This is a genomic window from Cytobacillus sp. S13-E01, from assembly GCF_029193815.1.
GTDB lineage: Bacteria > Bacillota > Bacilli > Bacillales > Bacillaceae_L > Bacillus_BV.
The window spans coordinates 23,237-48,851 of the sequence record NZ_JARFVC010000021.1 but is presented as its reverse complement, the minus strand read 5'-3'; the positions used below and the strand labels follow the sequence as shown (position 1 = coordinate 48,851).

At 34.2% G+C, this 25,615-nt stretch carries 32 protein-coding genes, 1 pseudogene and 1 riboswitch; of the genes and pseudogenes, 31 read left to right on the top strand and 2 right to left on the bottom strand.

Annotated elements, in window-relative coordinates; genetic code table 11:
- The first annotated feature begins 167 nt into the window (after positions 1 to 167).
- From PY093_RS13655 to PY093_RS13600, 12 genes are all read left to right on the top strand, one after another.
- Entirely contained in the window at positions 168 to 761 is a 594-nt protein-coding gene (locus PY093_RS13655; RefSeq protein ID WP_275646412.1) for a class I SAM-dependent methyltransferase, read from the top strand.
- A 161-nt stretch (positions 762 to 922) separates the two neighbouring features.
- Positions 923 to 1,708: an urease accessory protein UreH domain-containing protein gene (locus PY093_RS13650; RefSeq protein ID WP_275646411.1), complete on the top strand. Its 786-nt coding sequence runs from the start codon at positions 923 to 925 to the stop codon at positions 1,706 to 1,708.
- Positions 1,709 to 2,004: 296 nt separating this feature from the next.
- Entirely contained in the window at positions 2,005 to 2,742 is a 738-nt protein-coding gene (locus PY093_RS13645) for a YwmB family TATA-box binding protein (protein ID WP_275646410.1), read from the top strand.
- Positions 2,743 to 2,797: 55 nt separating this feature from the next.
- Positions 2,798 to 3,358: an adenylate kinase gene (locus PY093_RS13640; protein WP_275646409.1), complete on the top strand. Its 561-nt coding sequence runs from the start codon at positions 2,798 to 2,800 to the stop codon at positions 3,356 to 3,358.
- 246 nt (positions 3,359 to 3,604) lie between these two features.
- Positions 3,605 to 3,832 (top strand): hypothetical protein, encoded by a 228-nt coding sequence (locus tag PY093_RS13635; RefSeq protein WP_275646408.1) that lies wholly within the window; start codon positions 3,605 to 3,607, stop codon positions 3,830 to 3,832.
- Between the two features lie 411 nt (positions 3,833 to 4,243).
- Complete coding sequence (locus PY093_RS13630; RefSeq protein ID WP_275646407.1) at positions 4,244 to 4,492, top strand: DUF2933 domain-containing protein; 249 nt, start codon at positions 4,244 to 4,246, stop codon at positions 4,490 to 4,492.
- A gap of 110 nt (positions 4,493 to 4,602) precedes the next feature.
- The gene (locus PY093_RS13625) at positions 4,603 to 4,788 is read left to right on the top strand and encodes a tyrosine-type recombinase/integrase (RefSeq protein ID WP_345774240.1); all 186 of its coding nucleotides are present in this window, start codon (positions 4,603 to 4,605) and stop codon (positions 4,786 to 4,788) included.
- On the top strand, positions 4,785 to 5,000 hold the full coding sequence (locus PY093_RS13620; RefSeq protein ID WP_275646405.1) for a site-specific integrase: 216 nt from the start codon (positions 4,785 to 4,787) through the stop codon (positions 4,998 to 5,000). The genes PY093_RS13625 and PY093_RS13620 overlap by 4 nt, the downstream gene beginning before the upstream one ends.
- A gap of 2 nt (positions 5,001 to 5,002) precedes the next feature.
- On the top strand, positions 5,003 to 5,167 hold the full coding sequence (locus PY093_RS13615) for a hypothetical protein (protein WP_345774241.1): 165 nt from the start codon (positions 5,003 to 5,005) through the stop codon (positions 5,165 to 5,167).
- Positions 5,142 to 6,560, top strand: a complete 1,419-nt coding sequence (locus tag PY093_RS13610; RefSeq protein WP_275646404.1) for a tyrosine-type recombinase/integrase — start codon at positions 5,142 to 5,144, stop codon at positions 6,558 to 6,560. Before PY093_RS13615 ends, PY093_RS13610 begins: the two co-directional genes overlap by 26 nt.
- Before the next feature lie 72 nt (positions 6,561 to 6,632).
- On the top strand, positions 6,633 to 6,890 hold the full coding sequence (locus tag PY093_RS13605) for a hypothetical protein (RefSeq protein ID WP_275646403.1): 258 nt from the start codon (positions 6,633 to 6,635) through the stop codon (positions 6,888 to 6,890).
- Complete coding sequence (locus PY093_RS13600; protein WP_275646402.1) at positions 6,890 to 7,276, top strand: retropepsin-like aspartic protease; 387 nt, start codon at positions 6,890 to 6,892, stop codon at positions 7,274 to 7,276. The genes PY093_RS13605 and PY093_RS13600 overlap by 1 nt, the downstream gene beginning before the upstream one ends.
- A gap of 340 nt (positions 7,277 to 7,616) precedes the next feature.
- On the opposite strand, the pseudogene PY093_RS13595 reads toward PY093_RS13600, so the two are convergent.
- Together PY093_RS13595 and PY093_RS13590 are read right to left on the bottom strand one after the other, a co-directional pair.
- A pseudogene (locus PY093_RS13595) lies at positions 7,617 to 8,817 on the bottom strand (Tn3 family transposase); the annotation flags it as partial.
- A complete protein-coding gene (locus tag PY093_RS13590; RefSeq protein WP_481769301.1) occupies positions 8,720 to 9,127 on the bottom strand; it encodes a recombinase family protein in 408 nt (135 codons plus the stop codon). The gene PY093_RS13590 and the pseudogene PY093_RS13595, both read right to left, overlap by 98 nt.
- Before the next feature lie 869 nt (positions 9,128 to 9,996).
- Between PY093_RS13590 and PY093_RS13585 the strand changes: the two genes are divergently transcribed.
- The 19 genes from PY093_RS13585 (at position 9,997) to PY093_RS13500 (ending at position 25,214) form a co-directional block, all read left to right on the top strand.
- Positions 9,997 to 10,242, top strand: coding sequence for a DUF2933 domain-containing protein (locus tag PY093_RS13585; protein ID WP_275646401.1), 246 nt, complete (start codon positions 9,997 to 9,999; stop codon positions 10,240 to 10,242).
- Positions 10,243 to 10,534: 292 nt separating this feature from the next.
- The gene (locus PY093_RS13580; protein WP_275646400.1) at positions 10,535 to 10,690 is read left to right on the top strand and encodes a hypothetical protein; all 156 of its coding nucleotides are present in this window, start codon (positions 10,535 to 10,537) and stop codon (positions 10,688 to 10,690) included.
- Between the two features lie 243 nt (positions 10,691 to 10,933).
- Complete coding sequence (locus PY093_RS13575; protein ID WP_275646399.1) at positions 10,934 to 11,395, top strand: cytochrome c maturation protein CcmE; 462 nt, start codon at positions 10,934 to 10,936, stop codon at positions 11,393 to 11,395.
- On the top strand, positions 11,388 to 13,373 hold the full coding sequence (locus PY093_RS13570) for a heme lyase CcmF/NrfE family subunit (RefSeq protein WP_275646398.1): 1,986 nt from the start codon (positions 11,388 to 11,390) through the stop codon (positions 13,371 to 13,373). The genes PY093_RS13575 and PY093_RS13570 overlap by 8 nt, the downstream gene beginning before the upstream one ends.
- On the top strand, positions 13,366 to 13,875 hold the full coding sequence (locus PY093_RS13565; RefSeq protein WP_275646397.1) for a cytochrome c-type biogenesis protein: 510 nt from the start codon (positions 13,366 to 13,368) through the stop codon (positions 13,873 to 13,875). The genes PY093_RS13570 and PY093_RS13565 overlap by 8 nt, the downstream gene beginning before the upstream one ends.
- Positions 13,876 to 13,890: 15 nt before the next feature.
- Entirely contained in the window at positions 13,891 to 14,238 is a 348-nt protein-coding gene (locus PY093_RS13560) for a hypothetical protein (protein WP_275646396.1), read from the top strand.
- Entirely contained in the window at positions 14,228 to 15,160 is a 933-nt protein-coding gene (locus tag PY093_RS13555; RefSeq protein WP_275646395.1) for a hypothetical protein, read from the top strand. The genes PY093_RS13560 and PY093_RS13555 overlap by 11 nt, the downstream gene beginning before the upstream one ends.
- A complete protein-coding gene (locus PY093_RS13550; protein WP_275646394.1) occupies positions 15,161 to 15,874 on the top strand; it encodes an ABC transporter ATP-binding protein in 714 nt (237 codons plus the stop codon).
- On the top strand, positions 15,861 to 16,538 hold the full coding sequence (locus PY093_RS13545; RefSeq protein WP_275646393.1) for a heme exporter protein CcmB: 678 nt from the start codon (positions 15,861 to 15,863) through the stop codon (positions 16,536 to 16,538). The genes PY093_RS13550 and PY093_RS13545 overlap by 14 nt, the downstream gene beginning before the upstream one ends.
- Before the next feature lies 1 nt (position 16,539).
- Positions 16,540 to 17,223: a cytochrome c biogenesis protein CcsA gene (gene ccsA, locus PY093_RS13540; RefSeq protein WP_275646392.1), complete on the top strand. Its 684-nt coding sequence runs from the start codon at positions 16,540 to 16,542 to the stop codon at positions 17,221 to 17,223.
- An 18-nt stretch (positions 17,224 to 17,241) separates the two neighbouring features.
- A complete protein-coding gene (locus tag PY093_RS21440; protein WP_481769300.1) occupies positions 17,242 to 17,361 on the top strand; it encodes a CcmD family protein in 120 nt (39 codons plus the stop codon).
- A 28-nt stretch (positions 17,362 to 17,389) separates the two neighbouring features.
- Entirely contained in the window at positions 17,390 to 17,911 is a 522-nt protein-coding gene (locus PY093_RS13535; RefSeq protein ID WP_275646391.1) for a TlpA family protein disulfide reductase, read from the top strand.
- Between the two features lie 41 nt (positions 17,912 to 17,952).
- Positions 17,953 to 18,864, top strand: coding sequence for a cytochrome c oxidase assembly protein (locus PY093_RS13530; protein ID WP_275646390.1), 912 nt, complete (start codon positions 17,953 to 17,955; stop codon positions 18,862 to 18,864).
- Positions 18,865 to 18,879: 15 nt separating this feature from the next.
- Complete coding sequence (locus tag PY093_RS13525) at positions 18,880 to 19,578, top strand: response regulator transcription factor (protein WP_275646389.1); 699 nt, start codon at positions 18,880 to 18,882, stop codon at positions 19,576 to 19,578.
- Positions 19,575 to 20,966 (top strand): sensor histidine kinase, encoded by a 1,392-nt coding sequence (locus PY093_RS13520; RefSeq protein WP_275646388.1) that lies wholly within the window; start codon positions 19,575 to 19,577, stop codon positions 20,964 to 20,966. Before PY093_RS13525 ends, PY093_RS13520 begins: the two co-directional genes overlap by 4 nt.
- An 18-nt stretch (positions 20,967 to 20,984) precedes the next feature.
- Positions 20,985 to 21,206: a hypothetical protein gene (locus PY093_RS13515; RefSeq protein ID WP_275646387.1), complete on the top strand. Its 222-nt coding sequence runs from the start codon at positions 20,985 to 20,987 to the stop codon at positions 21,204 to 21,206.
- Positions 21,190 to 22,161 (top strand): F510_1955 family glycosylhydrolase, encoded by a 972-nt coding sequence (locus tag PY093_RS13510; protein WP_275646386.1) that lies wholly within the window; start codon positions 21,190 to 21,192, stop codon positions 22,159 to 22,161. The genes PY093_RS13515 and PY093_RS13510 overlap by 17 nt, the downstream gene beginning before the upstream one ends.
- A gap of 436 nt (positions 22,162 to 22,597) precedes the next feature.
- Positions 22,598 to 23,293 (top strand): hypothetical protein, encoded by a 696-nt coding sequence (locus PY093_RS13505; RefSeq protein ID WP_275646385.1) that lies wholly within the window; start codon positions 22,598 to 22,600, stop codon positions 23,291 to 23,293.
- 25 nt (positions 23,294 to 23,318) lie between these two features.
- A complete protein-coding gene (locus PY093_RS13500) occupies positions 23,319 to 25,214 on the top strand; it encodes a copper resistance CopC/CopD family protein (protein WP_275646384.1) in 1,896 nt (631 codons plus the stop codon).
- A gap of 199 nt (positions 25,215 to 25,413) precedes the next feature.
- Positions 25,414 to 25,498: riboswitch (cyclic di-GMP riboswitch) on the top strand.
- Positions 25,499 to 25,615 lie beyond the last annotated feature (117 nt).

The following is a 25,615-nucleotide window of genomic DNA, read 5'->3' as shown; positions in this document are numbered from 1 at the left end:
TCTATCTTCACAGTTTTAACAAATTTATAATCTATAATAAAGCCATATATTAAGTGATATCCCTTTGTTAGTAATAGCAGTACCTAAGAGAAAGGTCCTCTTTTTATGGGCATTATTTGCGTTTTTTTACGTTTTAGAATAATAGGTTAATAAAAGAGGTGTGAATAGTGGGGAAATGGTTTCCGTCAATTTATGATGTGGCAATGAAGCCACTTGAACAAACTACGTTTAAAAAAATTAGAGAAGATCTAATTAGTAAGGCAGAGGGAAGGGTACTAGAAATTGGTTCTGGAACAGGAGTAAATTTCCCATATTATAAAAATGCTACTCAAGTGGATGCAGTTGAGCCGAATTCTTGGATGGTAAAAAAGTCGTTAAAAAGAAAAAGTCAAACCAACGTTCCGATACAAACCTACAAATTAAAAGCAGAGAAATTGCCTTTTCCAGATGATACCTTTGATACTGTTGTTGGAACGTTAGTATTTTGTACCATTTCTAAACCTTTGGAAGCCTTAAAAGAGATCAAACGTGTAAGTAAACCTAGCGCAAAATTCCTATTTTTTGAACATGTAAGAATGGAACAATCATTTTTAGGAAAAACACAAGATCTTTTAACTCCGGCTTGGAAACACATTTGTGATGGCTGTCATTTAAACCGCAATACTTTGGAATTAGTTGAACAGGCCCATTTATCCATTGAAAAAGTAGATTCCTACTATAAAGGGCTTTTTCTAGCTATTGAATGTTCAAATAATAAATAAAGTGAAACTTCAATTAGTGTGTTTTTTACTGCCCCTTAAGCGTGGGATAAAGTCAGATATTGTTACTTCAATCTATGATTCAATAGTAAATAGTGTGGTCATTTATTATTGAAGTAGTTAATAAATACTTGGAAAGTCCGTTATAAAGTGAGGGGATTGAAATGGAGGAACTTCTCCATAATTTAAGTTTGCAATGGTATACATTTTTAACACAATTAGGAACAAAGGTAGCTGGCCCAATCCTTAACCTTACAGATCAGTGGAATATCCCTATTTTGACAGCATTGTTACTGGGGTTAGCTGCAACCACATCACCTTGCCAAGTGACAACAAATGCCAGTGCGCTAGCATTTGTTTCACGGGATGCGACAAATAAAAGACAGACCTTAATTCAAACGTTTGCCTTTATCACGGGTAAAACATTGATTTATACGCTTGTTGGAGGGGTTGCGATTTATTTAGGAGTTCAGTTAACCACAGTGAATGGAAATGCCTCTTTAATAATCACTGTTAGGAAGGCGATTGGTCCGATAATGATTTTGGCAGGGCTATATTTTCTCGGGTTTTCTCGGTTTCGCCCCTCGTTTGGTATAAGGCTTAGTCAGTGGCTGAAAAGCAAGATTCCCCAGGGGTCCCCTATAGGTTCGTTTAGTTTTGGTGTCGCTTTTGCACTCGCCTTTTGTCCGACATTAGTATGGCTCTTTTTTGGACTTTTAGTTCCATTAGGTATACAGACGCCAGGAGGAATACTATTGCCTGCAATTTTTGCAATCGGAACAACGATTCCATTAATTTTCTTTGTACTTATTTTAGTAGATAGTTCTGATATCATAAAACAGAAATACTTTAAAAAAACGAAATCATTGAATCGATGGTTAACAAAGTTTGCTGCAATCATATTCTTATTAGCGGGTATTAACGATACATTCACTTATTGGTTTTTATAAAACAATTACCAGATTCTAGCCTTTTAGATTGTGTTTTTATTGTTTAATTAAAACGTAGGGCACCTATTATAAATGGGCTTACTTATACGTTTAGCTCATGTGCTTATTTGTACTAAACCACAGCACATGAGCATTTTTGTATTATCAAAAGTTATATCCCTCTTGATCTAAGGCTGTATCTCATAAGATGATCCCCAGCCGCTAAGTCGTAAACATCCTACAAGTTAAAAGATTAATAGAAATGTATGTATACTCACCTCGAAAAATGGCAAGAATAATTTTGAGGTGATTTTATTATGAAATCTATTAAAATTTTATTAGTAATCCTAGTAGTCTTTAGCGTTTATACAAATAAAGAGGCTAATAGCCAAGTAAAAACGAGGGAATTACTAGAGTTAATAAAAGGTATCCAAGAAGAAGAAATAACATTAAAAACATGGAAAGTCAATATTATGAAACCGGTTAAGGAAGCAACGAGTGAAAAAGATGTTCAAAGAGAAATGGAGAAAATAAAAAGAAATGAAGAAGGATATAAGTGGGATAATAGCAGTGATGAAAACGAAGAACATCACTATATTGCAGTTGGTTTCAAACAAATAGAATCAAAAGATATTGAAATGAGAGTTAAAGTTACCGCTTTTCTTGAAGGGAATAAGTACAAAATATATCAATCTTATGAGATTAAAGGTGATATTTGGAGTAATGAAGTATGGGAATATATTAACACTAATTTTACAAGTGAAATTAACGAAGCTGATGTCTTCTATACTCTTACAGGAACGATGGAAAACAAAAATGGACTCGAAATAAGGCAAGAGGGAAATGATCTATTAAGTAAATTCTCTGGGACATTTGTTGAAGGGCTGATTGAAGAAGATTTCGTTTCATTATCTGCCTATTCTAACCTTTTGGATTCACAAACTCTATTGGTAAATAATAAGAAAATTAATCTTCAGTTAGGCCTTAGAAAAAATCAAGAGGATAATGTAATAGATGTTACGATAGGAACCCCTATCATCACTTCGGGTTACTAGATAATAAGCATACTTAATACTACATATTTATATATATCAAACGGAGTGAATATAAATGATCATAATTTTAATGGGACCACCTGCTTCTGGGAAAGGAACACAGGCTGAATTAATTAGCGACAAGTATAACATTCCGAATCTGTCTGCTGGAAAGATATTTCGTGATGAAGTAGAGAAGGAATCTTTACTAGGTTTAAAAGTAAAGTCATATATAGAACTGGGTAACTTAGTTCCTGACGAATTAACTGTTCAAATGATCGGTGAAAAACTGGGTCAATTGAATTTGAGTCAGGGCATCATTTTAGATGGGTTTCCACGAACAATTGGCCAAACAAAGGAGCTTGAGCGGCTGTTGGACGGGAAAAATCTATCAGTTACGTTTGTATTCTATCTTGACGTGTTGCACGAGACATTGTTACAACGTTTATCGGAACGTGGACGAGAGGATGATCAGGAAAAAGTAATCCAAAATCGTTTACAGCTACATGAGAAACAAACTAAACCACTTCTTGATTTTTACCGATATAAAAAGGTTTTACGAACGATCAACGGCAATCAAGATGTTCATGAGGTGTTTGCTGAGATTAATCAGTTTTTACAAGGATATTTATCTTAATAGTAAAATGGCTGGCAAGATAATTTCCGTTTTAATTATTGTTAGCTTTTTAGAAGGAGCGTTTTGTAATGTAACTTCACGATTCTCTCCTGTGGCGGGTTGTGTCGAATAAATCGGCGAAGCAAGTGACATAACGTATTTTGTTTGCTGGTGTGATAGCTTATATCATTTCTCTTATCAAGTAACACATACTACATTCCATCAAGGGTAAGCTAGTTGTGAAGTGTCTTGAAGGAGGTGAGTAATGTGAGGGATAAAATCAACGCATGCTGTTCAAACATTGAGAATGCTGACTCAAAAGAAGCTATCCAAAAAGAAGTAGATGAAATCAGAGGTTGCTGCAGTTCAATCGAACCGGAAAGAGCGAGAGAAATTGAGTCTTGCTGTACAAATATTGAAAAATCGGAATCAAAAGAAGAAATTCACCAAGAAGTAGATAAAATTAGAGGGTGTTGCTCTGTTACTACCTTTTAAATTAAAAGAGGATTGTTGTAAAAGGAACAAGGCGTTGGCAAAAGTCCAATGCCTTGTTTGTATTTATTAGGATAAGAAAAAAATTAATCTAATTTTAGTGTCTAGTTCCGGACGCCCTGCGCATTTCTTCCTACCCTATAAATAGTTAATCTTTAAACCGTGAGAAAATAGAATCGTTACTATTATCTTAAAATAAAAGCTCTTATTACAATATGATAAGAGCTTTTCCTGTGGACTAAAAACATTAGCATAAACGATACTTAGTTGTTTATTTAGTAAACGTGGCTCAGCCAATGGTTAGGTTATTGAAAAATACAAAAAATCTAAATATTAAGTTTTTTTAGATTCTTCACACTTTCCACAAATTCCTTGGCTATATTAAAACGAATATGGACAAAGGAGGTGTAGAGTGTGAGTTGGGAACTTTTGTTATTGATAGCATGTCCTCTTATGATGGTATTCTGTATGAAAGGTATGTTTTCAGGAAAAAAGGAATCTAAGGAAAATCTAACGCAACAATCTGATTTGCAATCATTACAACTTAAAATGGCAGATTTAATGGAACAAAATAACAAATTGTCACAGGAAATGGAAAATCTTAAAAATCCAAAGAGTGAAGTTTCAAACGTGATTAATCTAAAAAAAGCCCAAAACAGTTAAAATCTAAGCGAGGGAGCAATTTGCCTTCGCTTTTATTGTTCTTAAGTTTAAAAAATGAATCATAACGGTAGTAAGTTTAATTTTAAGTAAAAATCAAATCCAAGTGATCCATGATGCGTGCGGCAATATACGTTGAATTATTATTCCGCTTATTATATGAAGGGGGATTACGGATTGGAGAGGCCATTTCTCTGTGGGTAGAGGATTTTGATATAGGTAAAAACGTTATTACGGTTAGGAAATCCAAAACATCAGATGGAGAAAACGAAAAGTTTATGTGTCTATTGAGACTATGAATCTTTTTCAAGATTATCTAATAGACTATCATTCTTACGAAATTGATAGCAATTATGTTTTTATCATATTAACTGGACCAAATCGTGGTAAACCAATGACTGATGGTTCTGTACGTTCATTAATTAAACGGATGAAGAAAAAAACAGGAATTGATTTTACCCCACATATCTTCGGCATACATATGCCACAGAATTACATGCAACGGGAGTAGATATTGCCATTATACAAAGGTTATTAGGGCATGCACACGTTCAAACCACCATACAGACTTATATCCATGCATCTGATGAAACCATACGTGGAAGCTGGGAACAGGCTCAATCAAAAAAAAAATGGGAAGAAGAGATAAATAATGATACAGAGCAAATTGGAAATTAAACCCCTTCCCCACCATTTGGAACAGATAAATGAACCATTACTTGGATATTGGGCAAATGATGTGTGGAATGTACAAGAATGTCCCTTCTTGGATAAACACTATGATTGGAATAGAAAATTGATTTTTGATAAGGTACACAATCTTAGATTGAAAAATGAACTAAAATACTATTTTTATAAGGGATTACAGGAGACAAGGATTTCGATTACCTATGCTTTCATGCATTATTCTCCATGTCTTAAAGTTTTTACAGAATTCAACACTCGATACTATGTTAATTTAGATTCTATTATTGATATACAGAAGGAAAAGTTTCTAACAGAATATCGAACATTTCTTGTAGAGAATGGAAAATCAGTTGAAATTGTACACCGGAAAAAGTCATCACCATGGTTGTCACCAACAGTTCAACCATCTTTGTATCTAATGGAAGCTACAGGTTTTCGAATTTGTGACGTTTTATCACTTAAAATTGACTGCTTAGTGAAACAAGAAGATGGTTGGTGGATTATTGGAAATCAAAGAAAAGTGAGTTATAAAAATCATAAAGTTCCTATTTCAGAAGAAATTGCAAATGTTGTCTTAGCCCAGCAAGAGCTTACAAAAAAGAGATCCACTTTGGACACGAACCCTAAGAAATATTTGTTTCCAATACTTAAAGGGACAAGGATGGGTAATCCCATATCGCAGGATTCCATTAAGCTAAACCTTAATAAACTAGCTAATAGATGTAATATTAAGGACAAGGATGGAGAAATTTATTGGTTTAAAAATCATGCATTTGGACACCGTTACGGTGTTAATTTGATTAATAACGGAATGAATATCCTTCATGTTCAAAAACTGATGGCACATGCCAGTCCTGAAATGACATTAGTCTATGCCCAAATTCATGACCAGACTCTCCGTGATGAATGGGAAAAAGCTCGCGATAATGGCGCAGTAAGACTAGATACTCATGGAGAAGTTGTTGTCGCTGATTTAGCTCAACAGGCTGAAGAAAATGGGGTTGAACTGGAGTGGATACGTCACAATATGGACTCCATCCGTTTAGATTATGGATCTTGTGTAAAAAGCCCAAAACTTCATTGTGATTTTCTTGAACAGACATTAGAACCACCATGTATTAAAAACAACTGCCGAAGTTTTCACGTTGACAAAACTTTTCTCGACTATTATCAAGAACAGATATTTAAAATGGAAGCTGATATTGAAGTATACAAAAAATCCGGAAGGTTACGTTCCATTGAGTTAATTGAACCCAAATTAAAAAGATATAAAGAATTAGCAAGTGGTTTACTACATACTGGTGGTATCTTTGGTTTAGATAAAACTAGACGTGAGTATGTTGGGGATGAACGTGAGAAGGTGGAAACTTTTAATAAACAATGACCTTTCATTTGTGTTATTACATCTTTACTTTATCATGATACAATGTAAGTAAATATTTTGGAGGTGACTCAGATGAAGTGGGAAGATGTGTGTCAAGCGTTTCCAGAACAGTGGGTTTTAATAGAAGCTATTCAAGCACATACAAATGAGAAAAGTGAGCGTATTTTAGATGAGATTGCTCCCTTGAAAAAGTTTTCTAATTCTCCAGAAGCTATGAAAGCATATCAAGAAATTCATCTAGAAGATCCTAGACGGGAATTATATGTTCTGCATACTAGCCGTAAGGAGCCTAATATCATTGAGAAAAAATGGGTAGGTGTTAGGCGATAGTGAAAAAACTAATTATTGAAGATGGATTATTACTTACGGATATGGAACTAACATTTAACGGACAATTGCTTCATTTGCAACGTGTCTTAGTTGATACTGGCTCAGGAAGTACAGTTGTATCAACAGATTTAGCAGAGTCAATCGGTATTGTAGCAGAAGAAAATGACATGATATATCGCATTAGTGGTGTTGGAGGATCAGAGTTTGTGTATTCAAAAATGGTTGATGCAGTAAGCATTGGGGATATGCAAACTGAAGATTTTGCTTTAGAAATTGGTGCAATGAATTATGGTTTTGATTTGGATGGTATCATTGGATTGGACTTGTTACAACAATTGAAAGCTGTTATAAATATAGACGAATTAACATTACAGTCAAATAGCTAATGGCAAGTATATTAGGTACACTTTTATACTTGCCGTTTTTTAATTCAGTTTACTACCATGACAGGATGATCCATCCCTTCCATTTTCTGTAGTGAAGCAAAGCTTCATGGATGGTTAACGGGATGCCTTTAGTGTAACAAGGGCTGTAATTTAAACAGGACCTTTTGCTTCGCAGTACAAATATACTATTCAATAGAAAATCATATTCCACAATCGGGGGCTTTAATGGAGGATGATGGCTACCGACTTAAAACCGTTAGTCATTTTTAAATCATTCCTTAAATACATGTCTACAATGAAAGAACACACTTTAATTCCAATTTTTTTATAAAAGGTATTGATAACCAGCTGTGTCTGTATAATGTTCCTCAATGTGCAAATCTGTCTCATGATGTAACAATCCGTCGATGACATGAACCGCATCTCTTGCGTTTGTGTTAATCACTTTTGTATAAAAGCTAGAGAATTGATCACTGACAAATCGATAAATTGTTGCGCCTTTTCCTGTTCCATAATGGGGGTTTGCATCAGCGTGCAAAGATGAAACTCCTACTTGAACACGCATACCATCTGAAGAAGAAGTTGTCACGTCTTCCCAGTATGATGATAAACTTAACTTATGGTGAAAATTCACCAGAATAGCTTGGGCTTTATTCATGGCATCTTCATATAAACGCCACTGTGAGGCTGTGGACATTTGTCTGTAAGAAACTTCTTGTGTCGCTTCTGTCATCTTAGTAAGACCAATGTTTGTTCCCATAGCCATAATGGTTGCCATGATCGCTGGCTTTTCTTCCTCTTTTGGAGGATGTAGCGTGGGAGCATGAAGAAACTGCTTATCGAATCCTGTCCAACTTGCTACTTCCATAAGCAAATCGGTCAACTTTACACGGGGTACTAGTAGATATAGAGATAAACTATATTCTCGTGCTATTTCTGGAACGTTTTTCTCCAAACGATGGACATGCAGCCGTCCGTCTTCAAAATTAACCCCATCTAATTCTGTGATATTTGCTTTAATCCATTCAAGACGATAAAGTAATCCCTCCATTTTTCCTGTTAAGTATTCATCAACAGAAAGAGGTGTGGTAAGTCATTAATGGCTTGTTTTGCTCCCATGTTTCTTTTGTAACTAAATAATTATAAAAATCTTGGTGATGCCGACTTCCTTTAATAGAAACGTTACCTGAGCGTACAAGATTTCTTAACTCGGTTAGAACAGCCATCTCATAATATTGGCGATTAATATTCCCGTCACCACCATAAACATGTTTTTGCCAACGATTCGAAACAAAGTCCAAAGGAACACCTTCTGGAACCTTTCGTTTATTGTGCCTGTTCATCCCTTTAACGGTGTCAATAGCACGAATCACTGGCTCACCTGATTTTGTAGAATTAAATTCTAATGCTTCTAACAATGTTGGGGTATATTTACGTAAGTAGTTAAAGCGAAATTTTAGTAAGTCTAAGTAATCGTAATCCATTGGACGCGACAATTGTTTTGCCTCTTCTATAGAGTTTACGAAGTACTCCCAAGGCATATCGCCCCATAGCTGTTGTTGTGTCAATTTTATCTTGAATAGATACGAAATGGATTCCTTTTGCTTCAAACTGTTCCATAATTTCAATTAAATGTATGGTACTCCAACTGATACGATCTAATTTATAGACAACCACTGTATCTCCCTTACGCAGAACTTTAAGAAGCTCGTCCAATTGAGGATGGGATTTTCTCTTTCCTGATTCTTTTTCATCAAAAATCTGATCCACTTCATAATGATTCAAAGCATCAAGCTGTAATGACAATGATTGATCTTGTGTGCTTACCCGTGCATATCCAAATTTCAACACAAATTCCCCCCTACTTAGTACATTTACTAGACCAAAAAGGGGGTTAAAATAGGTATATTGGCAATTTGATTTTGGTTATATTTTTGGTTATGTATTTTAGTAGTTTTTGATTATTTTTAGAGAATATCTTTTCTATAACCAAAAACGGTCGTTTATAGAAATGGATTTACTATGTTTCTCTTTTTATTTTTTAGTCTCTCTCCAGCTTCATTAATGATTACAGTAAGAAATATAATAGAAATCACAATTGATATTATTCCAAAAGTTGAAAACGATAAATTAATAAAATGTTTGTCTAAAAACAGTACATAAAGTGTAAATAAAAAAGTGCTTAATAGTTCTGAAATTATTTTAGTTAATCTTTTTAATAATTTATTTTTGATAGGAATACTTTGAAATATACTAATCAATACATAGGGGATAAGCCATACTATGATACATAGTGAAAAAGCAAAAAGAGAAAGCCAATTATCAATTGTTATATTCAATACTGGAATTAAGCTTAGAAGAAAGATTAAAAAACTGATGAACCCTATATATAATATGATAATTAATAATACAACAACTAAAATCCCTAAACTAAAAGCCATTTTTTCATCATTCCTATCAATACTTAGGTATTTATAAAATATATGCATCCTATGTGAAAAATTATTACATAGGATAATTTATAGAAAATCAGTATATGAGAGACAAAAACAACGGACAGAATCCGATTAAAAATATGAGATTTATTGTCGCCATGAATTAGTTTTGGAATGTAGCCTTTGAATAATGTAAAGGTATTATAAAATTTCAATTCTTCACACTTTCCTCAAATTCCTTGTCTATAATAAAATTAAATACCAAACGAGGAGGTTTTAAATAGTATGAGTTGGACACTTTTATTATTACTTGCATGTCCCCTTATGATGTTATTCTGTATGAAAGGAATGTTCACAGGAAATAAAGAGTCAAAGGGACATCAAACACAAACACAACAAACTGATTTACAAGCTTTACAAATCAAGATGGCAGATTTAATAGAGCAAAATCATAAATTAACACAAGATTTAGAAAGTTTGAAAAATAAACCGAGTCAAGATTCAAATGTTATTCAATTAAAAAAAGCTTAAAAATGACAATTTTGTAAGTGAGAGAGCGATTTCTTTCGCTTTTTTTGGTTTTTAAAAATAGTAAAAGTATACACAGATGGTTGACAAAGTTTGCAACGCATATTCTTTATGATTGGTGTATTGCCTTGCACTTTTCTTAAATAAAGAGTAGAGAAACCACTCTTTACCTTAATATATGATGCTAAATAGCTATTTCTAATTTAGGAAAATGACCAAGTTATTTTCATGAACTTCACAGATTTCACAAAATTATATGTCAAAATATAAGTATACTTCAAAAGGAGGGATTTTAATGAGTTGTTGTGGCTCGTCAGATAAAAATAAAAATCAGCACAAAAATACCAATAATCCTAGCCTAAACCCAATCGAACAGTTAAAGGTACGATTAGCAACAGGTGAAACCTCAATTGAAGAATACCTAAAAACAAAATCCGTTTTAGATCAGTAATACGTGTATATAATTGCCCAGTTTCATTAGGAGACTGGGTATTATAATGAGCATTTTTCAAAAAGAAAACAATGGAATGATAATTTGTAGTTTTCATCACAGAATCTTCACATTTACTGCCTATAATCGTAGAGGATGGGTATAAACGAAAAAGAAAGTTTAAATTTTTACCTTTATTTACTGTCTGGCCGGTGTACCCTGCGCTTTTCTTATATACTAATGAAGAAAATGAGGTGTGTTTGATTGGGAAAGAAAACAAAAATAATCATTGCTTTAGGAATTTTTGTAGGAGTTATAGGTACTCTTATCTATACTAGCATTGGAAGTGCGGCAACTTTATACCTGACTGTGGATGAATTACAAGATAAGAAAGAGGAAGCAGTTGGGGAACGAATAAAAGTAAGTGGAAATATAGTTGGTGAATCGATTGAATTTGATCCATCAACAATATTGCTATCCTTTGAACTCGAAGGTAAAAATGGAAACCGTGTATCGATCCAATATGATGGTGTCAAACCAGACACATTAAATGATGGGTGGGAAGCGATTGTCGAAGGTGAATTAAATTCTGAAGGTGTGTTTATTGCTTCTGAATTGTTAGTAAAATGCCCATCAAAATATGAAGCGTTGGAAGAAGATGGGGAGGAAATTCCTGAGGATCATCCAGCTACAGATGAGCAAGGGGGAGATGATACTAATGGGTGAAGTCGGTCGTTTGGCCCTTTTATTCTCAATTGTCATTGTTGTATATGGGATAGTCAGTCATCTAATGGCAATTCGCACCAAAGATATACGTTGGCTTAAGAGTGCAAAAACATCGGTATTGATTCTTCCTCTTGTGACAACCATGGCTTCAGGTTCGTTGATTTACTTACTAGTAACAGGAGACTTTAAATACGATTATGTTGCTCTTTATTCAAGTACAGATATGGCCTTGTTTTATAAAGTTACTGCCTTTTGGGGTGGGAATGCAGGGTCTCTATTATTATGGCTTTGGATATTAAGTATTTATACGGCATTAGTCACTTGGTCTAAACACAAGGATAGTAATCAATTCTTACCTTGGGTATCGACTATATTATTACTTATCAATGCTTTCTTTATACTCATACTTAATACAATAGAACAGCCATTTGCATTAAATCCTGAAAAGATGACAGAAGGAAATGGATTGAATTCACTATTACAAAATCCAGGAATGGCTGTACATCCTATAACATTATATTTGGGCTATATCGGTTTTGCTGTGCCGTTTGCATATGGAATGGCTGCATTACTTTTAAAGAAAGCTGATGCAGTTTGGGTCAAAGTAACAAGGAAGTGGACTCTAGTTTCTTGGTTATTCTTGAGTATGGGTATTTTATTTGGTTCTCAGTGGGCTTATGTAGAACTAGGATGGGGCGGCTATTGGACTTGGGATCCAGTAGAAAATGCTTCATTATTGCCATGGCTTACAGCAACAGCACTGCTACACTCTACTATGGTTCAAGAAAGAAAGGGCATGTTAAAAGGATGGACAATGACCCTTGTTACATTAACGTTTATTCTCACAATCTTTGGAACATTTTTAACAAGAAGCGGATTATTATGGTCTGTTCACGCATTTGCAAATGGTCCAATTGGCGCCTATTTTTTAGCATTTATAGGGGTAATTCTTGTCGGTTCAATTTGGAACATTACCGCTAATTGGTCTGTGCTAAAGTCGGATGCTCAATTTGAATCATATATTTCTAAAGAAAGTAGTTTCTTAGTTAACAATCTATTATTAATCACATCAGCATTTACAGTGTTTTGGGGAACCATCTATCCTGTTGTGTCCGAAGCTGTAACAGGTACAAAAGTGATGGTAGGCGCTCCTTATTTTAATAAAGTTAATGTGCCTATCTTCTTAGCTTTGATTATTTTAATGGGAGTAGGACCAGTTGTGGCATGGAAAAGGTCGTCAGCGAAGGCCATTTTTAGAAACCTCAGTTACCCTTTAATCATTACTGTTCTCTTAGCCCTAGCACTTTTTAGTGTGGGTATAACAAATTGGATGACTCTTTTATCTTTGTCAAGTACAAGCTTTGTAGCGATGATCATTTTCCTTGAATTTGCAAAGGCTGTACAAGCCAGGGTAAAGGTAACTGGTGAATCCCCTGTTCGCTCATTTATTATGCTTTTCGTTAAAAACAGGCGACGTTATGGTGGGTATATTGCTCACTTTGGAGTGGTTTTAATTGCGATTGGATTAACGGGTGCTAGTAACTATTCAGTAGACATTCAACGCGGCTTAAATGAGGGTGACACAGTCGAGTTAGGAAAATATTCGTTGCAATATAGAGGTCTTGGTGAAATTAATAACGGCGTGAAGCAAACAGTGTTTGCAGAATTATTGGTAGAGAAGAATGGTGAAAAAATCGGTGTTGTTCAGCCTGAAAAAGTGTTCTATACAAACGGTAATCAACCGACAACCGAAGTGTCAGTTGTAAGTTCATTGCAGGAAGACCTCTATGTAATATTAAATGGCTGGTCTGAGGATAATGGAAAGGTGTTTGTTCAAGTGAAAGTATTTCCTTTAATGTCGTGGACTTGGGCAGGAGGCTATGTCTTAATCTTTGGAACATTAATATCCTTATGGCCTGACCGTTCAGCTAACAGAAGAAGACGACAAATACAAACGGAGTCAATGCTTTATGGGTAAGTTTATAAAAAAGAAATGGTTCTCTCTATCTTTATTTATATTCTCGCTATTAGTATATATTCCTAAAAAGGGTCTAACTGAAGCTAGTAATATCACAATAACCAGCTCCAGAAACGAAATGCTAGATGTAGCGAAAGAACTGCATCCTCCAGGCTGTACAGATTCTATGACTGCAGATTATTGTACGTTGTCAACAGCGTATGATTTACGAGAAGAGATATCGACCCTTTTAGATGGGGGTATGAATAAAGAGCAAGTGATTGATTACTTGGTGCAAAAATATGGTGATCGTATCCTCGCAGCCCCTGCAGCCGAAGGTTTTAATCTAATTATATGGTTTTTACCTATACTTGGATTAGTGTTGGGTCTCATCCTTGTCGTTTTACTAGTAAAAAAATGGCTGAAGAGTAAGCGGGGCGATGAGGTTGTTGCAAATCAACAACAGCTTGTTACCGACGTAGATGCTAGTAAAATTCAAGAGGAATTGAAAAATTGGTTATAATGAAAGGAGAACATTATGACGGGTGCTGAAATTTTTATGGGTTTTATTGGAATAATTATAATAATTCTTCTGATTTCTCCTTTTTTTACGAAAAAAAATGGAACGGTTGAGATGACTGAAGAAGATTTCCAAGATGAGAAAGAGCAAGTGTTTATGCAGCTGTCTGAACTAGAATATGATTTTCAAATGGGGAAATTGTCTGAGAAGGACTATACAAATACGAAAAATGAATTGAATCTCAAGGCCTCTAGATTTGTTAGTCAATCTAAAGAAAATATCATGGATAGAGATCTAGATCGTTTGGTAGACAATGAAATTCGTCAAGTGCTAGAGAAAAACGGGGTGATAATTCATGAGAAATAAAATTATTCCACTTCTGATAGTGGCAATCATGATCCCTCTAATATTTAATCCAAGAATAATGTTGGCTGATGGGAAATATCCAGTGAGGATTACAGAACAAAATATAATAGCCACTCCAATAGATCTAAATACGATTCAGCTTGTACAAATTGTGAATTTTAAGAACAGCGGCGACCAGAAGGAAGAAGTGTTACCAATTTATTTACCAGAAGGTTATAAAGACCTCCAAGTCCGCAGTGGGTTGGAAGAAAAAGATATGCAAGTTACTGAAAAAGGGATTGTTGATGTCACAGGTCTTGAACCTGGGAAGGAAAAACAGATAATTGTGACGTATACAATGCCGCTCATCCAAAGCAACTCTCAATGGTATATCGAGGTGGCGTATGTAGCTGAAACCTTCCAGGTTATCATCCAGCCTGGGATCCTATCATTTGATGCAAGTTATTTAGTAACACAATCTGATTTATTTGAGATGAATAATCAAGAGTTTAGGCGCTTTAAACGTGTAGATTTTCATCCTGATACACCATGGCCGCTTTTGTTTAAATTCATTGGTCAAACAAGTGAAAATGATGACTCTAATAAGGTAGTTAACTCATCTTCTGCCAAATATACAGAGGATGGCTATAAAGTTATTGGTAGGGAAGGTATAGGGTACGATAAGGCTGTAATTACAATGCTCCTAATCGTTTTCGCATTAACTATCACCTTAATCGGACTTAAAAGGGATTATCAAAAGTCCTTGGGCAAAAATATTAAACCAAAGCGTTCATGGTTGCAAGCAGAAAAAGAAATAGTATTGCAAGATTTGGTTCAACTAGAGAAGGATTTTCAATCCAACTTAATAAGTGAGAAAACGTATCAGGAATCCTATGAAAATATAAGAGATAAGCTGAAAAGGATTATAGTTGAAATCAGGTAGGTGAGCTCCATTTTAGAACTTCAAAATCTTGAATTTAGCATAAATAATCGAAACATATTAAAATCGATTAATTTCGCTTGGAAAAAGGGTGAAACAATTGCGTTTATTGGAGGGAATGGAGCGGGTAAATCGACGCTATTAAAAATAATCTCATTCCTTGCACAACCTTCAGATGGAAAGGTATTGTTTACAGATGGAGTAAGCAAAAATACATGGAAAAACAATCTAGGTGTTGTTTTTCCTGAAAGCTTTTTGCATGATTCGTTAACGGCTTTTGAAAATTTACACTTTTATCAGCAACTTTACGGTAAAGCTGATCCACATTATATTGAGTCTATTCTTACTAAAGTGCAATTAGTTACTGTTAAGGATGAGCTTGTCGGTACCTATTCTAAGGGGATGAGACAACGTTTATCAATTGCAAGAGCATTAATCCATCAACCAGAACATTTGCTCTTAGATGAACCATTTGATGGGCTAGATTTGAAATCAAGAATGATAATTGAAGAAATACTGAAAGAACATGAGCAACGAGGGAATGGATATATTTTGGTAAGTCATGATGTAAAACAAGCTTTTGACCTTTGTGAACGAGCTATTTTACTTCATAATGGAAAAATGATTCTAGATGAAAAGTGTTCGAACCTATCCTTTTTACCTTTTTTAAACAAGTATCAGTCATTGTTGGAGAGGAACAAAAATGAATTTCTATAAACAAACACTATTAATTCTTAAGAGGGATCTCACGTTAGAATTCCGGCAAAAATCGCTTCTCTTTTCAATGATTATTTTTGCTTTAATGTTTCAAGTGTTTTTAAATATAGCATTTGATACAGAGATTGAAGCGATGCAACAATTGGCGGCAGGGATATTATGGCTTCCGATTCTTTTATCCGCCCTACTAGGATTTAATAGAATTGTTGCAGTCGAAAAGGAAAATGGAGTCTTAATTGGTTTATTGGTCTCTCCATTAGACAAGGGTGCATTGTATCTTGGCAAACTTTTAGGGAATTTATTATTGGTTTTTATCGTAATTAGTATCTCTGTTCCTGCCTTTTTTTTGTTCATTAAACAACCTTTTCCCCATTCAATTGGTTTGCTAGTAGCGGTATTAGCACTAGGCAGCTGGGGGTTTGTAGCAATGGGTGTGTTTTTAGCAACACTAGCACAATCGAGCAGAATTACGGAGTTATTACTACCAGTAATGCTTTTTCCTCTAAGTGTGCCGTTGTTTTTAGGTATCGTTCAACTAACAGATATGGCCTTATACCCATCTATCGGACTGTCGCAAAACGTTTGGCTATCCCTTTTAATTAGTTATGACATTCTTTTTACAATTATCCCACTTTTTTTATTCGACCAATTATTGGAGGTGTGACATGTTTAACAAACTACTAACAGGATCGAAAATCCCACTTACTTTCATAACAGCAATAGCAATAATTATTCAGCTATACATGGCTTTTTATTATGCACCAACTGAAAAGTATATGGGAGATATACAAAGGATTATGTATTTCCATGTTCCAAGTGCATTTGTTGCGTTTGTAGCATTTGCGATTGTATTTATTGGAGGAATTCTTTATTTAGTTACAAAAAACAAACAATGGGACTATTTGGCTGTATCAGCAGCTGAGATTGGAGTACTCTTCACTACCTTTGTTCTTGTGACAGGCTCTTTATGGGCGAGACCTGTTTGGAATGCATGGTGGGTGTGGGATGACCCACGACTAGTTACTTCACTTATTCTATGGTTTATGTATATAGCTTATTTATTTATTAGAACATCTGTTAACGGGGAAGAACGACATCGAAAATTTGCCGCTATATTTGGTATCATTGCCTTCATTGATGTTCCACTCGTTTACTTTTCGGTAAAGTGGTGGAGAACTATTCATCCAAAAGTAATCGATGAGCAAGGCGTTCATATGCCAGTAGAAATGGCACAGACATTATTTTACAGTATCTTTGCGTTTCAGTTACTATTTTTCACATTATTAATCTATCGCTTCTTTCTCGAAAGACATAAAGAAGCAATTAAAGAAATTAAACATATTGAATAAAAGAATAGGAGAATACAGATGAATTTTTTATTTGTAGGTGTATTGTTTATATGGATTGGTATTCTAGCTTATATTATTCGTATTTTTAATGAACAAAAGAAAATCACAAAACAATTAGCAAGGATTAATAAAGATTGATACATGATCCTAAATGGAGGTGACAAGTTTGCTACGTAAGTTAGTTCGTATAACTATTTTAGTGGTTATAGGAGTTGCATTTATCTATATGGCTGTTAATCTAGGTAAAAACTCAACTGCTGCGGTGGTTGGTGACATTGCTCCTGATTTTTCGTTAGAAGATGTGGACGGTAATATGGTTAGTCTAAAAGACTATCGAGGCGAATTTGTCATCTTGAATTTTTTTGCATCCTGGTGTCCTCCATGTCGAGAGGAGGCCCCAGAACTTCAAGCGTTTGAAGATGAGTTTGGAAAACAGGCAAAACTTCTTATCCTAAGTCGAGCCGAGCCAAAGATAAATGTACAAGAGTTTATTATAGAATTCAAATCTACGTCAACATATGTTTTAGATTATAATGATTCAATGGCAAAGCCTTACGGTGTATTGGGTCAACCGGAAACTTTTTTTATAGATGAAAGCGGTGTTATCAGGTATCACCATATAGGTCCAATGACTAAAGAATTTATTGTTGAAACCGTTAATAAATATAAAAAAGACCCACTTAAGTAAATATAAATTAAATCTATAAATAGGTTTCGGAGGGGAAATATATGTATTTCCAAAGGATCTCTCTTGCGTTATTTGGTTTGTTTTTTCTTCTAGGACCAACTAATGCGCTTGCACATAATGGACAAGAGAAAAGTAGCTTACGTGATTATTCTTTTTTTGAGCTTTGGAACCCCTTATTATTTGTTGGGGTTATTGCTGTCTTTCTCTTATATCTTTTTTTCATAAATAAGAACCAGAGAGATAATCCTGAATTTATTTCTGTATCTATAATAAAAAAAATCTCGTTCTTTACTGGGTTGATCGTATTTTATATTGCACTAGGGACTCCATTACATGTTTTAGGTGATGATTTCTTATTCAGTGTACATATGTTAAATCAGTCTTTAGTTTATATTGTAATGCCACCTTTACTCTTAATTGGACTAGAAAAATGGATGGTTCAATCTGTTATTAAAATCGGAAACAAATATAACATTCTTTCGATTTTGAAAGTTCCACTAATTCCTTTAATCCTATTTAATATTCTATTTTCCTTTTACCATATTCCGATTATTTTTGACTTCTTGGTATCAAATACGATTTTTCACAATCTTACTCATATCGTATTAACAATTTCAGCATTTCTAATGTGGATTCCAGTCATTCCAGTTGCTGAAGAATTAGATAAGCTCTCACCTTTGCAAAAATTAGGATATATATTTGCTGGAGGAGTATTATTAACCCCTGCTTGCGCCTTAATCATTTTTGCCGATGAACCGATGTATGCTGTGTACTCTAGTGCACCACAATTATCTGCATATTTAGGACCTGTAGATGACCAACAAACTGGAGGAATAATTATGAAGCTTGTCCAAGAGTTGGTTTATGGTGTTATTATCGGATATATATTTTTTAAATGGGTAAAACAAGAACAAACAATAGATGAGAATGTTTCAACTATAAATGTAGAATAAGTAGGGGATGAAGAAATGAAGGACAAGATTCTTATTGTTGATGATGAATGGAATATGAGAAATTTATTAAAGGTTCACTTAGTACATCACTTCAGTATAGATGAAGCTTCAAATGGTAAAGAGGCGTTAGAAAAGGTGAATAGTCAAAAATACCAGCTTATTATTTTAGATGTAATGATGCCTGATATGACCGGTTGGACAGTTTGTGAAAAAATTCGCGAACGAGAAAATACCCCAATCTTGATGCTAACTGCTCTACATGATGTGAAGGACAAGGTACTTGGTCTTAGCATAGGTGCGGATGATTATTTAGTAAAACCATTTGAACCTGAAGAGTTGTTGGCGCGAGTTCACGCGTTATTAAGAAGGTATTCTGACTATAATAACGAACATAGTGATGGAACAATTGCGATCTCTGACCTTACTATTATAAAAGATAGTAGATTGATTCAGATTAACGGGAACGTAGTCGAGCTTACACCTAAGGAATTTGATTTAATTCATTTGCTAGCAACAAATCAAAAAAGGGTGTTTACACGTGAAGTTTTGCTTAATGCTATATGGAATACAAACAATATACTTGACGTTAGGACTGTAGATACACATGTTAAAAATGTCCGTGAAAAATTTAGAAAGAACGGATTATCCTTTAACCCAATAAAAACGGTATGGGGCGTTGGGTATATTTTTCAAACCCCAGATGGCAAAGGATGAAATGGAATAGTATCGTTATTAAGTTAGGAGTAGTCTTTATCCTACTGTTTATTATTGTAATTTTTCCTCTAGGCTTTAGTATTAATAAAATATTTTCTGGTTTTTTTTATAATGAGGTAGAAAATCAAATTGATAACCTCTCCACTAGGTACTCACAAACAATCACTGGACTTGAAGATGAGCAAATTCTTACCATGTTTGAAATGCTGGCAAATTTAACTGAACAGGAAATATTTATAGTAGATCAAAATGGCATAGTTGTAGCCAATTCAGGGTTACCTAGTATTCCTAAGGGTTCAGAGGTAAGCATGGATCTATGGGTAACACTCAAAGAAAAAGGATCCATAAAAATGGAATTTCAAGATAAAACCACAAAAAATAGGTATTTATTAAGTGGTAAACCTATTTATTTTAACGGAGAATTCATTGGTAGTATATATGTACTAGCACCAATTGACGGTATCTATGAATCACTTAATCGTGTAAGAGATATGCTCATTCTTGCAGGAATGGGTGCGATATTTTTAGCGATTGGTTTTACCTTCTTTTTTACAAGAAAACTAACAAATCCATTGCTTGAAATGGAGAAGGCAACTAGGAATATTGCTCATGGTGATTTAAAAACTAGAGTTTTTGTTGAGAGTAAAGATGAAATTGGATCTTTGGCAGAAGCAATTAATTATCTTGCCGTTGAACTAGATAATTATCAAACAAGTAGAAGAGAATTTTTTGCTAATATTTCACATGAATTGCGAACCCCTTTAACATATCTAGGTGGATATATAAAGGCAATTCAAAAAGGACTTTATCAATCTGAAGAAGAAAAAGAGCAGTTCTTAATCATTGTCGAGAAGGAAACGCAAATAATGACACAATTAGTGAATGACCTGTTCGAGTTATCAAAAATGGAAGAGGGTAAACTAGAATTTCACTTCGAAAATATCGATCTTTATGAAGTCGTACAAAGCGCATTTTTTAAAACTGAATTGAAAGCAAAGGAAAAAGGAATCAATATTTATCTTAAAGGTGATACAAATCTTCCAATGGTCAACCTTGATGGCTTTCGAACTGAACAAATAGTGATAAACCTCTTAGAGAATGCAATTCGTTATACTGAAAATGGTTCTATTACCATAAGTCTTTGGGCTTGGCAAAAGAAGATCAAACTATCAATCGAAGATACTGGATTAGGTATACCACAAGAAGATTTACCTTTTCTATTTGAGCGTTTTTATCGTGTAGAAAAGTCAAGATCTAGAAAAACTGGTGGAACAGGTTTAGGATTATCGATTGTTAAATATTTAACCGAACTACAACAAGGTGAAATTCATGTCAATAGTGAAGTTGGTAAAGGAACGTGCTTCATATTGACTTTCCCTGCAGACTAAACTTAGGAGGGTTAAGTTATGAAACGCTATGAATATGCGATAGCTGGTCTACTTGTACTTGTTGGCTTAGCTTGTCTAGCTACCTCTGGATCTTATCTTATGGGATTAAGTTTAGATGTGTATGTCAAGAATTTTTTACTGTTGTGTGTCTGGTTAGGAATTCCAATTGTTATTTTTGGAATACTATATTGTATTATTATTAAGGTGAAAAAGGAGAAAGCAAATGAATTCAAAAAATAGACAATCTCAGCAAAGTAAAAAAACGTTTAAATGGATTATTATAATTGCTTTAGTTAGTATAATGATCCTTGCATTTATAGTTATTGCTAATAATAAAAAAGATGATGAGGTTAGTGCTATTACTTTCCCTGATATTCATGGGCTTGGATATGCTAGTGAAGAAAATTCGATTTATATACCGGTCCATGATGGATTAAGAGTTTATTCTAATGGTGCATGGGAAATTCCTGAAGGAGAAACAAATGATTACATGGGATTTTCTATGGTGGATAATGGTTTTTATAGCAGTGGTCATCCCGGCCCAGGTTCAACATTAGAAAACCCTTTTGGAGTCATAAAAAGTAATGACTACGGAAAATCAATAGAAACACTTGACTTATATAAAGAGATAGATTTTCATGGAATGGCAGTAGGCTATTATTCACATGCTATCTATGTTCTGAATCCACAACCAAATAGTAAAATGAAAGACACTGGTCTTCATTATACAGTGGACGATACAAAGACATGGACTAAAAGTGAAATGAAGGGGTTAGAAGGCGGACCAGCATCGATCGCAGTCCATCAAACAGATGAAAAAGTAATTGCAATCGGTACAAATCAAGGTGCTTTTCTTTCAACTGATTATGGTAATACATTTGAAAGCATATTGCCAAATGTTCCAACATCTGCAATTCACTTTACAAAAGATAATAAATTAATAGTCGGTGGGATAGAGGATAAGTCGGTAATGTATGAAATAAATTTAGATACACAAGAAAAAAGTGTGATTTCTATTCCAAAAATAAGTAATGAGGATGCAATAACATATATTGCTGTAAATCCACAAAACAGTTCAGAAATTGTTTTCACAACATTTGAAAAGCAAGTCTTTTTAACAAACGATAATGGTACTAGTTGGACACAGATTGTAAAAGATGGCGCAGCTGTTGGTGTTCAAGGAGAAGAGGAATAATAGATAGAATCTGTTAGAAGTAGGCCATGATGAAATAGACATTGATTAAAAGGTGTTGCTGTTTATGGAATTGTCATATTATGAAACCCTTGATGATGAACACATGTAGAGAGTTCATGGAATGATCAAGAGTAACATTTTCTAGCTTGTTTATTTTTTTACGCCACTATAAAAAAGGCCTTTCCTCAGGCCTTTTTGTATTGTATATAAATTTAGATTTATCTATCTATGCGCCAAAAGGCGGGCGCCCTGCGCTTTTGTTCAAAGATAAGAAAATATAAAAGTTTGTACCTAGTTTTAGTGTCTAGCTCTGGGCGCCATCGACTCTATGGTATAAGCCAATCCGTCCGGAAGGTAAAGAACAACCTTCCAGCCGGCTTGTCTTATGCTTGTCGCCGCTAGGCGGGCGCCTAGCGCTTTTCTTAGGGAGGTTATTATGGGTTCGGATTGGTTTGATTTATTAGCTGCAATTATTACCTTTGGACATGAATATTTCTGGTCTCTTTATGTAGACATACAATCTCGTTTTGGTCAGGTTGTGTTGTTAGGAATAATGGGGACCTTTACGCCAAGTCAGGTTACGAGCAATATTATACTTTTATGTTTTTTACTTCTCAGAAGAAATAATGGGATCTCCTTTAGGGATTTGAGTTTATTTATTTTAGGGAAATATATTGGTTTATTAATATCAATTGAATTTGTTTCATTTTATGGATATAGCTCATTTTTATTTTTAACCAACTACATAACAATGGCAATAGGACCATTCATCATCATCACTTTAATAATTTTAGTTTATATAAGGCATAAACATATCCAAGTGAATAATAAGTCAGCTATGATACCACTAACCATAGGTTTTATTTTGTCATTTTACATTGATCCTGTACTTCGTGGTATTTCAATACGTCTACCGTTTCTCATATATTCAAATATAACAAATGTCATTTTTCCTTTCATCTACACATTGATGTTGGTGTTACCTATACTAATATTATCTTTGACTGCATACGGTTTTGAGCTAGACCAGAAACTACAAAATCAATCTAGAAACAAAGAATATATTCGTTATATAGCATTTGTGTTACTCATTTTTATAGCAGTCAGTGAAATCGTTATTTACTGGTCATAGCACGAGGTTTTTTGGAGGGACTTTAGTGAACCGCTTCTATCGTTTTATAAATATAACACTTGTCATTTTCTTTATAACCTTACTAATTCCAAATAGTACATTCGCACATTCTTCTCTTGATAAAACAAACCCTGTAGGCGGGGAGAGATTAGAACTGAGTCCATCTACTATTGAAGTGTGGTTTGAAGATCCAGTCGTCATTCATTCTAATTCTATTAAACTAATTGGGAACGAAACCAACGTTAGTATCGGTGAAACAATCTACGGTTCGGGTAACAAATCACATATTACAGCAGCCATTCCTAATGAATTGCCAAAAGGTAAATATACTGTAGAGATAAATGTGTTAGCATTGGATGGAGCTGTAGTTAATCAAAAATTTGTTTTTGAAGTAATAAATACTATAAATAGCGATAATAAAAATGAACTAAAACTAGTTAAACAAATCCCAACTGATGGTGAAATAATAAAGGGACAACCCAAACAAATTGAGCTATGGTTTAATAAACCAGTAAAATTGACAGCTATAGGGTTATTTGACGATAAACAAGGAAATGTAATACTACAAGAGCCGAAAGTCGATCCACTAAATCCAAACCATCTCACAGTGTCAATTGATGAGCCAATTAAAGATGGTACATATCAGGTCACATGGTATGCAAGACCAGCTGTAAATGTTGAACCAAACACACCTGATAGTATAGATGTATTCTATTTTGCAGTAAATAAGTTTACGCCTATTGAAGAGGTAAAGAACGGTCCTCTGATCCAAAGAAGTTGGTTTCCTAATATTGGTTTAAAGCAAATAGGGTATTGGTTTTGGTTTATTGGGGTAATGATTCTTTTTGGAGGGAGTGTAATTGCGTTTAACTCTCGAAAAGATAAGTTGTTATTTCGCAGATGGCAAAAGTATAGCACTCTCTTTTTGCTTTTTTGTTTGGTCGGGATATCATTTGTTCTTTATGAACAAAAACAAGAATTAAATAACATAAGTTTAAATAAATTTATTTTAATGAAATTCGTATGGATTCCGATCATACAACTTTTAGCGTTTACTATCGGTTTTCTTTATAGAAAAGGACAACCTTGGTTCTATGGTATAGGGCTTTCATTATTACCTTTTATTATTGGACATTCATCATACCCTAGATATGGAGGATGGCTAACATTTCTTGCCAATGAAATTCATTTGTTTGCAGCATCATTGTGGCTAGGGGGAGTATTAGGTCTTATTATCATTCCTCCAAAGGTTCAATTGTTCGAATATATCAAACAAAATGGAGCCGGTTTTGCAAGGCTTGCTTTCTGGAGCATTGTTGCGCTTGCTATAACAGGTATTTATATGGCAATTCAATATATTCCTTCTTTTTCATTTACAAGCATTATTGAAAGTCAATGGGGCAAGGCGCTATTGATAAAAACCTTACTAACTTATTTTGTTCTTATTTTAGGGTTTATGCAACGAAAATATATAAAAAATATTGTCAGTAGTCTAGTAGGTAAGTTCCGAAAACGTTTAAAAGTCGAATTTATTTACAGTCTATTCATTTTGCTATTTGCTTCTATTTTAGTTGTGTCTACTCCAAGTACGGCAGAACAAGGAGTCTATTTGGAAAGATCCTCGGATACACTTATAGCACCGGACGTGGACATTTCACCTTTGAAGAGCGGAGTAAACGAATTTACAATAAAATATGAGCAAGAGATAGAAAATGTTAATGTTACACTATCAATGCCACCGTCATATATAGTAAATTACGATGCGTTTAAGGTAAATAAGAACACATTTAAATTAACAGGGAATTTACTACATGCAGCTGGAACTGTAAATATGCAAATTAGATCCAAGACGCCTACTGGGGATTTATTGGATTATGACTATAGAATCGTTGTTCCTGGTGAGTATCGAGTAAGTGAATAAGCTTTTCTGTATAAGTTTCTATCAATTTCTAATTATTTGAAAAATAAGCTTTGTATTTTTTAAACCAAACCACTATAATTAAAGTGGAACAAATGTTCTATCTCCGCTTAATTTGCTTGTTAAAAAAACACGTTGGAGATTATAATGAAAATAATGACAACTCTAGTTTGTTTAAAATGAAAAGTTGTTAGAAAGTTTAATTCGTTGATCGCAAATTTATTGAAAAATAATGCCGCAGAGATACAGGGACTAAAGTCTATAAAACTAGATAGCCAGCTGCCGCAGAATGAGGATGTAGGACTAAATTGGTTTAGAATATGGTTGGAGCTGAAAATCCATGATTAAGACGTTTGAATCAGTCAATGACTTAAAAAGAAGAATTTATTTGTGGATTATACCTT

Excerpts from the sequence above, each read along its gene's own strand:
- PY093_RS13545 (WP_275646393.1), top strand. The coding sequence starts at position 15,861 with ATGAATTTCTATAAACAAACACTATTAATTCTTAAGAGGGATCTCACG.
- PY093_RS13555 (WP_275646395.1), top strand. The coding sequence starts at position 14,228 with ATGAGAAATAAAATTATTCCACTTCTGATAGTGGCAATCATGATCCCT.
- PY093_RS13520 (WP_275646388.1), top strand. The coding sequence starts at position 19,575 with ATGAAATGGAATAGTATCGTTATTAAGTTAGGAGTAGTCTTTATCCTA.
- PY093_RS13625 (WP_345774240.1), top strand. The coding sequence starts at position 4,603 with ATGATGCGTGCGGCAATATACGTTGAATTATTATTCCGCTTATTATAT.
- ccsA (WP_275646392.1), top strand. The coding sequence starts at position 16,540 with ATGTTTAACAAACTACTAACAGGATCGAAAATCCCACTTACTTTCATA.
- PY093_RS13640 (WP_275646409.1), top strand. The coding sequence starts at position 2,798 with ATGATCATAATTTTAATGGGACCACCTGCTTCTGGGAAAGGAACACAG.
- PY093_RS13645 (WP_275646410.1), top strand. The coding sequence starts at position 2,005 with ATGAAATCTATTAAAATTTTATTAGTAATCCTAGTAGTCTTTAGCGTT.
- PY093_RS13605 (WP_275646403.1), top strand. The coding sequence starts at position 6,633 with ATGAAGTGGGAAGATGTGTGTCAAGCGTTTCCAGAACAGTGGGTTTTA.
- PY093_RS13560 (WP_275646396.1), top strand. The coding sequence starts at position 13,891 with ATGACGGGTGCTGAAATTTTTATGGGTTTTATTGGAATAATTATAATA.
- PY093_RS13515 (WP_275646387.1), top strand. The coding sequence starts at position 20,985 with ATGAAACGCTATGAATATGCGATAGCTGGTCTACTTGTACTTGTTGGC.
- PY093_RS13565 (WP_275646397.1), top strand. The coding sequence starts at position 13,366 with ATGGGTAAGTTTATAAAAAAGAAATGGTTCTCTCTATCTTTATTTATA.
- PY093_RS13620 (WP_275646405.1), top strand. The coding sequence starts at position 4,785 with ATGAATCTTTTTCAAGATTATCTAATAGACTATCATTCTTACGAAATT.
- PY093_RS13610 (WP_275646404.1), top strand. The coding sequence starts at position 5,142 with ATGATACAGAGCAAATTGGAAATTAAACCCCTTCCCCACCATTTGGAA.
- PY093_RS13505 (WP_275646385.1), top strand. The coding sequence starts at position 22,598 with ATGGGTTCGGATTGGTTTGATTTATTAGCTGCAATTATTACCTTTGGA.
- PY093_RS13585 (WP_275646401.1), top strand. The coding sequence starts at position 9,997 with ATGAGTTGGACACTTTTATTATTACTTGCATGTCCCCTTATGATGTTA.
- PY093_RS13580 (WP_275646400.1), top strand. The coding sequence starts at position 10,535 with ATGAGTTGTTGTGGCTCGTCAGATAAAAATAAAAATCAGCACAAAAAT.
- PY093_RS13510 (WP_275646386.1), top strand. The coding sequence starts at position 21,190 with ATGAATTCAAAAAATAGACAATCTCAGCAAAGTAAAAAAACGTTTAAA.
- PY093_RS13530 (WP_275646390.1), top strand. The coding sequence starts at position 17,953 with ATGTATTTCCAAAGGATCTCTCTTGCGTTATTTGGTTTGTTTTTTCTT.
- PY093_RS13525 (WP_275646389.1), top strand. The coding sequence starts at position 18,880 with ATGAAGGACAAGATTCTTATTGTTGATGATGAATGGAATATGAGAAAT.
- PY093_RS13650 (WP_275646411.1), top strand. The coding sequence starts at position 923 with ATGGAGGAACTTCTCCATAATTTAAGTTTGCAATGGTATACATTTTTA.
- PY093_RS13570 (WP_275646398.1), top strand. The coding sequence starts at position 11,388 with ATGGGTGAAGTCGGTCGTTTGGCCCTTTTATTCTCAATTGTCATTGTT.
- PY093_RS21440 (WP_481769300.1), top strand. The coding sequence starts at position 17,242 with ATGAATTTTTTATTTGTAGGTGTATTGTTTATATGGATTGGTATTCTA.